Origin of the sequence: Mycobacterium kyogaense, from assembly GCF_003254575.1 — a bacterium.
GTDB lineage: Bacteria > Actinomycetota > Actinomycetes > Mycobacteriales > Mycobacteriaceae > Mycobacterium > Mycobacterium kyogaense.
Genome location: NZ_QJUA01000042.1, coordinates 1 through 12,332, shown reverse-complemented (window position 1 = coordinate 12,332; position 12,332 = coordinate 1). Strand labels below are relative to the sequence as shown.

11 protein-coding genes are annotated in these 12,332 nt (G+C 66.4%); 2 read left to right on the top strand and 9 right to left on the bottom strand.

From position 1 onward, the window contains the following. Positions 1–5 precede the first annotated feature (5 nt). Complete coding sequence (locus DMB80_RS22840) at positions 6–692, bottom strand: TetR/AcrR family transcriptional regulator (RefSeq protein WP_111511953.1); 687 nt, start codon at positions 690–692, stop codon at positions 6–8. Further along, a complete protein-coding gene (locus DMB80_RS22835) occupies positions 689–1,600 on the bottom strand; it encodes a fumarylacetoacetate hydrolase family protein (protein ID WP_111511952.1) in 912 nt (303 codons plus the stop codon). The genes DMB80_RS22840 and DMB80_RS22835 overlap by 4 nt, the downstream gene beginning before the upstream one ends. A 179-nt stretch (positions 1,601–1,779) precedes the next feature. Between DMB80_RS22835 and DMB80_RS22830 the strand changes: the two genes are divergently transcribed. Next, on the top strand, positions 1,780–3,168 hold the full coding sequence (locus DMB80_RS22830) for an alpha/beta hydrolase family protein (protein ID WP_111511951.1): 1,389 nt from the start codon (positions 1,780–1,782) through the stop codon (positions 3,166–3,168). Here the strand turns inward: DMB80_RS22830 and DMB80_RS22825 are convergent. The 7 genes from DMB80_RS22825 to DMB80_RS22795 all read right to left on the bottom strand — a co-directional run bounded on the left by DMB80_RS22825 (position 3,119) and on the right by DMB80_RS22795 (position 11,227). Next, positions 3,119–3,913 (bottom strand): DUF1906 domain-containing protein, encoded by a 795-nt coding sequence (locus DMB80_RS22825; RefSeq protein ID WP_111511950.1) that lies wholly within the window; start codon positions 3,911–3,913, stop codon positions 3,119–3,121. The genes DMB80_RS22830 and DMB80_RS22825 overlap by 50 nt on opposite strands. A gap of 59 nt (positions 3,914–3,972) precedes the next feature. Then, on the bottom strand, positions 3,973–6,792 hold the full coding sequence (locus DMB80_RS22820; RefSeq protein WP_111511978.1) for an MMPL/RND family transporter: 2,820 nt from the start codon (positions 6,790–6,792) through the stop codon (positions 3,973–3,975). Positions 6,793–6,869: 77 nt separating this feature from the next. Beyond that, a complete protein-coding gene (locus DMB80_RS22815; protein ID WP_111511949.1) occupies positions 6,870–7,304 on the bottom strand; it encodes an MmpS family transport accessory protein in 435 nt (144 codons plus the stop codon). Further along, a complete protein-coding gene (locus DMB80_RS22810; protein WP_240431344.1) occupies positions 7,301–7,786 on the bottom strand; it encodes a MarR family winged helix-turn-helix transcriptional regulator in 486 nt (161 codons plus the stop codon). The genes DMB80_RS22815 and DMB80_RS22810 overlap by 4 nt, the downstream gene beginning before the upstream one ends. Before the next feature lie 121 nt (positions 7,787–7,907). Then, the gene (locus DMB80_RS22805) at positions 7,908–9,275 is read right to left on the bottom strand and encodes an FAD-binding oxidoreductase (protein WP_111511948.1); all 1,368 of its coding nucleotides are present in this window, start codon (positions 9,273–9,275) and stop codon (positions 7,908–7,910) included. A 10-nt stretch (positions 9,276–9,285) separates the two neighbouring features. Further along, positions 9,286–10,521, bottom strand: coding sequence for a multidrug efflux MFS transporter Tap (gene tap / locus DMB80_RS22800; protein WP_111511947.1), 1,236 nt, complete (start codon positions 10,519–10,521; stop codon positions 9,286–9,288). 28 nt (positions 10,522–10,549) lie between these two features. Continuing rightward, complete coding sequence (locus DMB80_RS22795; RefSeq protein ID WP_111511946.1) at positions 10,550–11,227, bottom strand: sensor domain-containing protein; 678 nt, start codon at positions 11,225–11,227, stop codon at positions 10,550–10,552. 128 nt (positions 11,228–11,355) lie between these two features. Here DMB80_RS22795 and DMB80_RS22790 point away from each other — a divergent pair, with 128 nt between their 5' ends. Beyond that, positions 11,356–12,186, top strand: a complete 831-nt coding sequence (locus tag DMB80_RS22790; protein ID WP_111511945.1) for a uracil-DNA glycosylase — start codon at positions 11,356–11,358, stop codon at positions 12,184–12,186. The last annotated feature ends 146 nt before the right edge of the window (positions 12,187–12,332 follow it).

Here is a 12,332-nt window from a genome sequence, read left to right as displayed (position 1 = left end):
ACGGGTCAGTGACCCTGCGCCGCCTTGACCAGCGCGAGGATTCCGCCCTCGGCGAAGCGCAGGAGAGCCTGGTGGCGCTCTTCGATGTCGCTGGTGTGCAGGCGCCCGTCGGTCAGGCTGTCGAGGCGGAGGTTGTTGGAGTAGGTGTGCATGGTGGCGGCGACCATATGTAGGTAGGCATCGTGGATGGCGGCCTCATCGGCGGACGGGAAGATGGCGTGAAGGCGGGTGATGAAGTCAAAGGCGATGGCGTTGTAGTCCTCGGCGATCAAGCGCTTGATGGGGTGGCCGGAGTTGGCCAGTTGCGCGATGAACCGAAAGTAGTTGTCCCACAGTGGGTCGCCAGCTCGTTGGTGCATCGGTTCGGTGAACGCGTCGATCAGTGCACGCAGCCGCCGTGCCTGGCTGCCGCGGCTGGGCACAGCTGCGAGGCGGGTTCGGCGGTCATCGTTGAGCGGCTGTATACGGCGCAGCAGGACTGCCCGGAACAGCGCTTCCTTACCTCCGAATCGTTCGCTGACTGCCGCGAGGCGCGTGCCCGCGTGATCGGTGATGTCGCGCACGCTGACGCCGAAATAGCCGCGGTCGGCGAAAAGTTCCTCGGCACTGTCGAGTAACCGGTTCTGGAGGTCCTCCCGGTTGGCCGCCCGCGAGGCGCGGTGGGTCCGGTCGGCTGCCGGAAGGCCGGTCATGACTCGATGATGGCGTGTTCGATGCAACCGATGCCGTCGATGGCGAGTTCCAGCGTGTCCCCCGGGTGCAGCCAACGCCCGGTTTCCATGCCGCTGCCGCCGGGAAGGGTGCCGGTGGCGAAAAGTTCACCCGGATAGAGATGTTCGGAGTGGGAGGCGTGCGCGAGGACGTCGCCCACACTGTGTTGCATACCGGCGCTGGACACTGTCGACACGACAGAACCGTTGATCGAGACCGTTCCACGAAGAGCATCGATGCGAGGAAGAATCTCGTCGGCGGTGACGGCAACCTCCGAGAGTGAACTGGCGAAGTGTTTGGCCTTCTGGGGGCCGAATCCGCTGTCCATCTCGGTGCGCTGAACGTCGCGAGCGCTCCAGTCGTTGAGCACGACGAACGACCCGATCGCGTCGAGCGCCTCGGCCGGAGTGGCGTTGAACAGGCCCCGCGCCAGCACGAACCCGATCTCCAGCTCGTAATCCAGGGCGTGACTGTATGCGGGCGTGGCAATCGGCGTCCCCGACGGAACGAATGTCAACGCGTTGGACACGTAGTACATGGGCTGGGAGTAGAAGAGGGGCTTAGGTTTCAGCAACGGAAACGTGCGCCGTGTGATGGTCTCGACCGTCTCGACGAGCCGGTACTGGCGCGGGTGGAATCGCCGGACCAAACCGCGGCTGGCGTCGAGCACGTGCTGCTCGTAGAGCATGAAGTCCCGAAACGACACCGGCTGAAACGGCAGGAGCGCGGTGCTGTGGCGAAGCTGTTCGTCGGCGCGGGCCACCTCCCACTCGTGGTCGAAGATTCGCCCGCCCAGGGGTGTTCGGTCGTCGGTGGGCTGCCAGGGGTCATCATCGACTCGAGCCTGCAGCTCCACGCCATGGGTGACGCGCACACGTCTGAGCTTCATCGACCAACAATCCTCCCGCGAGCACCGGAACAGTCGTTCCACATTATCGCAAACCAATGCTAGTCTCGGAACAGTCGTTCCGGAATGTTGGGGAGTCAAGCGTGCAGGAAGTTGCCGACGACGTGTTCTGCAACGAGCCGTGACACCGTCCCCAGCGCTACGAACTGAAAGGAACCCCGATGGCCGAGGCCCGTCTGCCGCAGAAATTCTTCGTGACGGCGTGTGCGTTCACCCGTAGCACGAATGTGGCTGCCCGCTTCGTCGGCGCCGCGCCATTCCTTCCGGCGCTGTTCGTGCTGCGCTACGCCAACATGGGTGGACTCGACCATGCCTCGTTCGCCCGGCAGATCAGAGACGCCCGCTCATTCCGCGACGACCGCTGGTGCCGTCACTGGAACGCCATCGCCGAGGCGCATGCCCGGCGAGCCGCTGACTTCCTGCGGGAGTTGGCCGGGGGCGACTCTGCCGTGCCTGACCTCACCGACCCGAACCTTGCCGCCGCCGAGCACTCCGACGGACTTGCGGCGTGGATCGCCCCCGCCGCGGAACTGTTCGCCGATCACGGGCCGCAGGCCGACCCGCGCACGATCGTCGAACTCGTGGAGGAACACGTGCCGAGCGGCGATCGCGAACGCATCACCCTGGCATTCAGAGTGATCGACGCATGGGTGAAGGCGATCACCTATTACCAGGTCAGCGCCTTTCCAGGTCACGACCCTCAACGGATGCAGGCATATCGGCGCTCACGGAACCTCTTCGACATCCTGGTCGCGGCAATGCTTCCCGCGCTCGGCCTGACGGTCGAGAAGGTCGAGATCCCGGTCGTCGGCACTGACTCCGCCCATGGCTACCTCATCCTGCCGCCGGGCCCTGGACCGCATGCGGTGGTGCTGACCACCAACGGGCTGGAGGGCACGGTCCAAGAGTTGGCGATCCCTCAATTGCGTTACCGCGAATCCGGCATGGCGATGTTCCTGATGGAGATGCCCGGCAGCTATGCCTACACCGACTCGATGGGGCCGCAATCAGAAGCGATCTATCACCACGTCATCGAGCACCTCGCTTCCGACACCCGGCTCGACGCCGACCGGATCGCGATGGTCGGGGTCAGCTTCGGCGGTTACTGGACTGCGCGCATGGCCGCCACGAGCGATCGGCTGGCGTGCGCGATAGCGTGCGGAGCGCCGACACACCGCTCCTTCCATGGGGGCGCGCTCGGCACACCTCAGATCATCCTGCACGCTCTGGCCAACACCGTTGGTGCGGCTCATCCCATCGACCTGATCAGCAGGCTACGAGCGCTGTCCATCCGGGATCGCTACTCAGACATCACCATTCCGCTGTTGGTGATCAACGGGGACCATGACACCCTGTTGGATACCCAGGACAGCCGTGACCTCGCCGCGGCCGCCGGCAACGCCACCCTGCTGCTCTATCCCGACGACGACCATTGCGCGATGGGCCATTACCGCCAATGGCTGGATCACTCCCAGCTCTGGCTGCTCGAGCACCTGGCGGTCACTGATGCAGGTTCCACTGCCCGACGTCGCGGGCCATCACGTCGTTGACGTCCACACGCATGCCGCCGACCAGCGGGCCCGGGTTCGACGCTGTGTCGACGATGCGTTGGTAGAGCACCGCTTGCGGATGGATGCGATTGCCGGACCACGCCTTGGTCTGCCAGGCCCACCGATAGCCAGGAACGCTGGACGCCCCGACGACGCCATCGGCAATCGCCCACTGGCACGCATCGATGCCGCCGTAGATACCGGTGCGCTGCACCCCCAGGACTGAGTTGATCCCGCGAAACCAGGGCAGGGCAACGGTGTTCCAGGTGTCGCGGCTGATGTCTTCGTCGATCGTGAAGAAGATCGGCGCGCTGCGGCCGCCTCCGGCGGCGGTGTGCAGTCCCCAGCCGGTCTTGGCGTCGGCGACGCCGCCGGCGAACCCGCGGGTGAAGTCCGATGGTGCAGTGCCGCCGGGCTTTCCGTACTGATAGTTACTGACGATGACGAGCCCCTGCGCATTCAGCGAGCGCGCGTAGGGCAGCGTGATCGGCTTGGCGCCGAAGTTCGATCCGGGCCGCGACAGGGACACGTAGTTGACGACGCCGGCATGGCCGGCCGCTCGAATCGCATCGGCCGGGATCTGTGCGGCGGCGAAATCGATCAGCGTGGGCGCGGCCGCCGACGCCGTGGGCGCACCGGCGCCCAGGGCGGCGACGCCCAGGCCGGCGGATGCTGCAGCGGCGAAGCGCAGCGCGTCGCGGCGCGACACCGCTCGGGTGCGCCGGACGTCAGGCAGATCGGGCACCGCGTGATGGTAACCGTGTGACTCCTGATCACCGAGTTGCCACGCGGGACGGGAGCGACTCAGCCTCCGACAGGCACCGGGGCGGTGTCGTCGTCCCGTGCCGGCGCCGCCGGTGGCAGGAAATGGTTGTCCCCGCGCGGGTAGACCACCTGCGGCCACCAGAACCAGCGACCCAACAGCGTCGCGATCGACGGCATCAGGAACGACCGGACCACCAGCGTGTCGACCAACAGGCCGATCGCGATCGTCGATCCCATCTGCGCCAACACAGTCAGGCTGCTGCCCAGCATCGCTGCCATCGTCGCAGCGAACACAAGGCCCGCCGAGGTGACGACCCCACCGGTGCCGGCCATCGACCGGATGATGCCGGTCTTCAGGCCGGCGTGGATCTCCTCGCGGAAGCGGTGCACCAGCAGGAGGTTGTAGTCCGCGCCGACGGCCAGCAGGATGATGACCGACATCAGCATGACCAGCCAGTGCATCTGGATGCCGAGCAGATCCTGCCAGATCAGCACGGAGATGCCGAACGACGCGGCGATCGAACTGGCCGCGGTGCCCACGATCGTGGCCGCCGCCACCACGCTACGGGTCAGGATCAGCATGATCATGAAGATCAGCGTCAGCGCAGAGACCACGGCGATCAGAAGGTCGTACTTCGCCCCGTCGGACATGTCCTTGTAGGTGGCTGCGGTCCCGCCGATGAGGATCTTCGCGTTTGACAGTGAGGTCATCTTGATCGCGTTCTGCGCGGCTTCACGTTCGGCATCCACGCGCGAGATGCCCTCCACCGTCGCAGGATCGCTCTGGTGGGTGATGAACAGTCGGGCCGACTTCCCGTCGGGAGACATGAACATCTTCAGGCCACGCTGGAAGTCGGGATTGCTGAACGCTTCCGGCGGCAGGAAGAACAGGTCGTCGTTCTTGGCGGTGTCGAACGCCGCGCCCATCGCGAGCGCGGTGTCGTTCATCGCGCCCATCTGGTCGAGCAGCGCCTTCTGCGAGTTGTAGGACGCCCACGTCATCGCCAACGTCTGCTTCGACGTCGCGATGGTTTGGGGCAGCAGCGCCGTCAGCTGGGGAGCCAGGTCGGCGAGTTGATCGGTGTTGCCTTGCACCTCACCTTGTGCGTCGGTCAGCTGGTCGATCCCGTCGAGTGAGTCGAACAGCGACCTGATGGCTGCGCACATCGGGATGTCGTAGCAGTGCGGTTCCCAGTATAAGTAGTTGCGCATGGGCCGGAACTGGTCGTCGAAATCCGCGATGTGGTCACGGAGCTGCTCGGTGATCTGCAACAACTCCTTGGATTTCTGCGCCGAATCCTGGGTGATCTGAGTCTGTTTGAGTGAGAGCTGATATTGCTTCTCCATGATGTCGATGTTGGCCTGGGTGGCCTCTGCCATCTTCTTCATGTTGTCCAACTGCGCGCGCTGGAACGGCAGGTTTTGGTTCTGTACCTGACCGGACACACTGGTCTGGAACGGAATCGAGCTGTGCTGGATCGGGATGCCCAGCGGCCGGGTGATGCTCTGCACCATCGCGATACCCCTGGCCTGCATCACGTTGCGGCCGATCGCGTTCAACACGAGCATGTCGCCGGGATTGCGCATGTCGTGGTCGGCTTCGACCATGATGATGTCCGGATTCATCCGGGCCGGGGTGAAATGCCGGTCGGCAGCCGCGTAGCCGATGTTCGCCTGGGCGTTGTCGGGCAAGTAGTAGCGGTCGTTGTATGCCGGTTTGTAGCCGGGTATCGCGACGAGCCCGATGAGCACGATGAACGCGCTCGCCACCAGGATCGGACCGGGCCAGCGCACGACCGCGGTACCGACCCGACGCCAGAAGCGGCTGCGCGCATCGCCTTTCGATTCGAACAGGCCGATCTTGCTGCCGAGGAACAGCACCGCGGGGCCCAATGTGACGGCCGAGGCCACGACGACGACCATCCCGATCGCTACCGGCTCACCCATGGTGGAGAAGTACGGGAGCCGCGCGAACGACAGGCAGTAGGTGGCGCCGGCGATCGTCAACCCGGAGCCGATGATCACCGGGGTCACTGAACGGAAGGTGGTGTGGTAGGCCGTTTCCCGGTCTTCACCGGCACTACGCGCCTCGCGGTAGCGACCGAACAGGAAAATGCCGTAGTCGGTGGCAGCGGCGATGGCGAGCATCGTGAGGATGTTGCCTGCGAACGTGGTCAGGCCGAAGGAGCCGTTGTCGGCAAGCACTGCGACGACGCCGCGCGCGGTCAGTAGGCCGATCGCGGTGAGGAACAGCTGGATCAGGGTCGTGACGAGCGACCGGAAAACCACCAGCAGCATGAAGAAGATCGCGAGCAACGTGAAGGCGGTGATTTGGCCGAGGCTCGCGTTGCCGATGACGTGCATGTCGTCGGTGAGTGCCGCGGGTCCGGTGACGTAGGCCTGCACGCCCTGTGGGGCCGGCGTGTTGGCGATGGCTTCTCGTACGTGCTGGACACCGGTGTTGGACAGCGTCTGGCCCTGCTCGCCGGCCAGGTTCAGCATCACGTAGGCGGCTTTGCCGTCGGAGCTCTGGGCGCCGGCGGCGGTCAGGGTGTCGCCCCAGAAGTCCTGGATGTGCTGGATGTGCTCGGGGTCTTGGCGGAGCTTCTTGACGATCTCGTCGTAGTACTGGTGGGCATCTGGTCCCAGTGGCTGCTGACCCTCGACGATCACCATGACGGTGCTGTTGGAATCGAACTCCTTGAAGTTCGCTCCCATCTCTTTCATCGCCTGAACCGAGGGTGCGTCGTTGGGGGTCATCGGCGCCGAGTGCTCTTCGCCCACCACCTCGAGCTGGGGGGCAATGACGTTCACCAGGACTGCGATGGCGATCCACGCCAGGATGACCGGTACGGACATGATGCGCAGAACGTGGGCCACGGGGTGTCCCTTGGTGTGCTTCTCCGGACGGTGCGCGAACCGCTTGCCGTGTGTGATCACGCGGATTTCACCAAGCAGTAGGTCTGGGCGTCGACACCGTCGGCCCGGCGTTCGTCGAGGACTGTCCCGTTGACGGTGACGCGGCAGCCGATCGAGTCCGCGTCAGCCCGCGCCATCAGATTCGCGCTGACCGACGGGAGCGTCGTCGACAGCGAGACGGTCCAGGGCAGCGTCGCGGTGAGCGTGTGCACGTTGGCGTCGGGATCGAAGTAGCTGATCTCTGCGGTCGACCCTGGCGCGCCAAACACCTCGTACACCATCACTTTCGGGTTGAACTGCACGATTTCTATTCCTGCGCCCGCGTTGGCGTTGAGGTCTGTGGACGCGAACTGGCGGTGCAGTCGCGAAACGACCAGACCGGACACGGACAGCACCACGATCAACACGAGCGGGATCCACATCTTCTTCAGTCCTCTCCGCAGGAGTCTCATGTCAGTCCCTGTTCGTCGGCGGTATCCAGGCAGAGGGTGTCGGCGGTGGCGGCCAGCGACTGGAGGACGGGAAGCGCGACACGGGCGGCGAGCGTCAATGCGTCGCGCTCCTCGTCGCTGATCGCCGCGAGCAGCTTCGCGAGGCGCTCGCGCCGTGCGGCGGCGCGGGCGTTCATCAGCGCGATCCCGTCCTCCGTGACGCCGATCAAGGTGGCCCGCCCGTCGCCGGGATCGGCGACCTTGGCCACCAGGCCGCGCCGCTCGAGCCGCTGGATCAGCTGCGTCATCGACGGCTGGCTGACGCCCTCTTTGGCGGCGAGCGTGGTCAGCCGGGTGGGACCTTCACGGTGCAGCCGGTTCATCACGAAGCCGGCCGACGCGGTCATGTCGGCGCGGTCGCTGAGGTGTCGGACGAGGAGATCGGCAGCATGGTCGACGAGGGAACCGATGCTGTCGACAGCGGGAGCGGCGCGGTCGGGCACTGGGTATATATATCACTACGGTTATGTAGTTGCGAGATCTAGGTGGGAGGCAGGACCGTGAACTTCGCTTAGCGAAAGCTTTGCATAGCCCGGATGATGTAACTCCAGTTATGTCGGCGCGTCAGATTGCGGCGCCGGGGTTGAGGATGCCGTGCGGATCCAGTGCCGTCTTGATCCGCCGATTGAGGTCCATCACCTCGGGTCCGAGCTGACCCGCCAGCCACGGTCGCTTGAGTCGGCCCACGCCGTGCTCGCCGGTGATCGTGCCGCCCAGGGAGACGGCGAGGTCCATGATCTCGCCGAATGCCTGCTGGGCGCGCTGCTCCATCGCCGCATCCGTGGGATCGAAGACGATCAGCGGGTGGGTGTTGCCGTCGCCGGCATGCGCGATCACCGAGATCATCAGGTCGTGATTGGCGGCGATCTTCTCCACGCCGCCGACCAGATCGGCCAGAGCGGGCAGCGGTACGCCGACGTCTTCGAGCAGCAGTGACCCCCGGGCTTCCACCGCGGGGATCGCGAACCGCCTGGCGGCGACGAAGGCTTCGCCCTCCTCGGGATCGGAAGTCGAAAACACCTCCGTGGCACCGTGTTCGGTGAACACCTCGGCCATGTACTCGGCGTCGCGGGCGCCGGCAGGTCCGCGATCATCGCTCGCCGCGACCATCATCGCGGCGGCGTTGCGGTCCAGGCCCATGCGCAGTTTGTCTTCCACCGCGTTGATCGCCACGGCATCCATGAACTCGAGCATGGACGGCCGGATCTTGCCGGTGATCGTGACGACGGCTCGCGCCGCCGCCTCGACCGAATCGAAGGACGCCACCACGGTGCAGGCGCCCTGCTGGGCGGGCAGCAGTTTCAACGTCACCTCGGTGACCACACCGAGGGTGCCTTCGCTTCCGACGAACAGCTTCGTCAACGACAGTCCTGCAACGTCTTTCAATCGGGGACCGCCGAGTCGCACAGCGGTCCCGTCGGCCAGCACCACCTGCATTCCGAGCACGTAGTCGGTCGTCACGCCGTACTTGACGCAGCACAGACCACCCGCGTTGGTGGCGATGTTCCCGCCGATGCTGCAGATCTCGTAGGACGACGGGTCGGGTGGGTACCAGAGCCCGTACTCGGCGACGGCCTTCTTGACCTCGGCATTGAGAAGTCCGGGTTGGACGACGGCGGTACGGGTCACCGGATCGATCGAGATGTCCCGCATCTTCTCGGTGGACAACACGATGCCGCCGTCGAGAGCTGTTGCGCCGCCCGACAATCCGGTGCCCATGCCGCGGGGGACCACGGCGATCCGGTGCGCACTGGCCCAGCGCAGCACGGTCTGCACCTCGTCGGTACGCAGCGGCCGCACCACGGCCATCGGCGTGCCCGCAATCGGATCGGCGGCGCGGTCCTGCCGATACGACGCCACGATGTCGGGATCGGTGACGACGGTGCCCTCGGGCAGCGCTGCGGTCAGTTCGTCGAGCACGTCAGAAGCCACGTGCTCGATGCTACGAGCTTTGTTCGGCGTGCGGCCCGGGATCGAGCTCCCGTAATGGGCGCAAGAACACGGTGGCCACGCCGAGCACGAGCATCGGCAACGACAACGCCAAGAACGTGGCGTGCAACCCGGCCGAATCGGCCAGCGGCCCGGCGACGATCAACCCGAGCGGGCCCGCGGCGTAGGCCAGCGACCCCATCACGCCCACCACGCGGCCCCGCAGGTGCGGCGGCGCCTGGGTCTGCATGACGTAGTTGTAGATCGGGGCGATCGGGCCGTAGACGAAGCCCACGACCGCGCACAAGACCAGGATCAGCGGCAGCGGCGGCAGGAACGCGATGATCGTCATCGCCACCCCCAGCGTCAGCACCGCGGTCATCATCACGGTGCGGCGCCGGGTGAACCGGGACAGCACCGCGTAGCCCAGGGCGCCGACCAGTCCGCCGATGCTGAGAGCCATCAGCACCCAGCCCAGCTGGGCGGGCTCGTCGCGGTCGGTGAAGTACTTGGGGAACAGCACGCTTTCCATCGGCATGTAGAGGCCCGTCGCTGCCAGGTCGACGAACGCCAACGTGCGCAGTACCCGGTGGCGCCACACGAAGCGAAGCCCCTCGACGATGCCGGCCCACACCGACCCGTCGCGGGTCGACGGATCGGGCGTCCCCGCGCCCTCGAGGCGCAGCACCGCGATCGCGACGATCGAGAGCATGAAGGCTCCGGCGGTCACCCACATCGTGTTGATCCCGCCCAACGTGGCGATGAGCAGACCGCCGATGCCCGGCCCGACGATGTAGGCCAGGTTGAAGGCCGCCTCGTAGAACGAGTTGGCGTGGTCCAGAGTCCAGCCGGCCCGCTGGGCGGCCTCGGGCAGCATGGTCTCGCGTGCGGTCATCCCGGCCGGGTCGAAAAATGCGCCGAGAGCGGCCAATCCGGCCAGCACCGCGACGTTGACGGCTTGCGCCCCGAACAGCAGGGCCAGTACCGGGACCGTCGCGACCGACAGGGCCGACAGCGCATCGGAGATCATCGACACGCGCCGGCGGCCCAGGAAGTCGACGGCGGCACCGGCGATCAGCGTCGCGGCCAGAAGCGGTAGCGTCCCGGCCATCGCGACCACCGAGGCGTCGAGCGCCGATCCGGTGTGCTGCAGGACCAGCCACGGAAACGCGACCATCGAGATGCCGTTCCCGGCGCCCGCCATCAACGCGGCGAACAGGATCAGTAGCAGGGGGCCGCGCCGGCTCATCGCCGCACGGTAGCAAGCTCCCGGTCGATCACCACGTCGCCGCGACGTTGGCGGCGATCTGCTGAGCGATCTTGACCGCGGTGTCGGCCGGATCGGCGCTGCAGGTGTTGACGTCGACGATCACGTTGTTGGCCTGGGCCAGCGCCCGTCCGCACCCCCAGCCCGGTGCCGCGGCCTCGTTCAGGGTGGACACCGTGCTCAGGACGTGGTCGGCGGCTCGGATCTCGCCGACGGTCCACTCGGTTCCGCTCTGGGTGTGCGTGTACTGGTGGCAGGCGGACCACTGCTGGACCGAAGCGTCGAAGAACGCGGTGGCCTTCTCGAGGTAGGGGAACAGCACCACGGCCTGCTTGGAGTAGTGCTTGAACGCGTCGCCGTCATTGAGGCTCTGGTCCCGCTCGGCGGTGAAGCCGCTGGCCGAGTAGACGGCCGCCTCCGCGGCACCGTCGAGGGCGAGGCATTCCGGTGGCGCCATGATCGAGCTGTTGTCCGACATCGCCGATTGCGCTTCGGTGACCGTCATCGGGGGCGACGCCATCGCCTGGGCCACCTGTTCGGGGGTCAGCAGGAGCTTGGGGAGTTCGCGCTCGGTCAACGGCCGGGGGATCATCGTTCTGGGTGCGGGCGACTCGGCGTTGCTGACGGTCGCGCCGCACCCCGTCACCAGAACGCAGATACCGATGACGGCCGCGTGTGCTCGTCGCATGTTTCTCCCCACCTCGCTCGGGTTCCCAGGCGATCCATGGTGAGCCGTACTGCCCGGAACGCGGGTGAGGTAAACGGTGTTTCGTGGTAACGATGAACCGTGCTTTCTGGTAACGAACAGGTCGAGCGGTGAGTTTGCCGCACCCCCGCACGGGTGGTCTGTTCGCTTCGCCGGTGCCCCCGGGTACGGGATGGCCGGGGGACCCGGCCACGAAGCGCACCCCGGCCGCGGATTCACCGGCCGAGGTCGTCGCGCTCGCATCCGCCGCCACGACGGTCGGTCAGCTCGACGCCGAGGTGTCGGTGTGCCGGGCGTGCCCGCGTCTGGTGGCGTGGCGCGAAGAGGTCGCCGTGGTCAAGCGGAAGTCCTACATCGATCAGCCCTACTGGGGGAGGCCCGCACCCGGGTTCGGCTCCGAGAAGCCGGGCATTCTCGTCGTCGGGCTCGCGCCCGCGGCCAACGGCGCCAACCGCACGGGACGGGTGTTCACCGGCGACCGGTCGGGCGACTTCCTGTTCGGGTCTCTGTACCGGACCGGGCTGGCCAGCCAGCCGACTGCGGTCGACAGTGGAGACGGATTGTCGCTCAACGGTATTCGAGTTGCAGCTGCGGTTCGGTGTGCGCCGCCCGGCAACGCGCCCACCCCGGCCGAACGCACCACCTGCGCGCCGTGGCTGGACGCCGAGTGGCGCCTGATCAGCCCCCACGTGCGCGTGGTCGTCGCACTGGGCGGGATCGCCTGGCAGGCGGCGCTTGCGCTCATCCGGCGCATCGGCGGCACCGTCGGCACGCCCGCCCCCAAGTTCGGGCACGGCGCGGCCGCGCCGCTGGACACGCCGACGGGAGAGGTCATGCTGCTGGGCTGCTATCACCCCAGCCAGCAGAACACCTTCACCGGCCGGCTGACCCCGGCGATGATGGACGACATCTTCGCCCGCGCCCGCGCGACTTCGGCGTGATTCTCGTCGCTGACCGACGTGTGGTGTCTCGGGACATCGCTGACATTTGTGTCGCGGGACATCGCTGACACTCATGATGGCGGTTTGGGTTCGCGGGTGCGGTAGGTACGGGCGGTTTTATCGGCCTGTTGGTAGCGGCGTGTGGG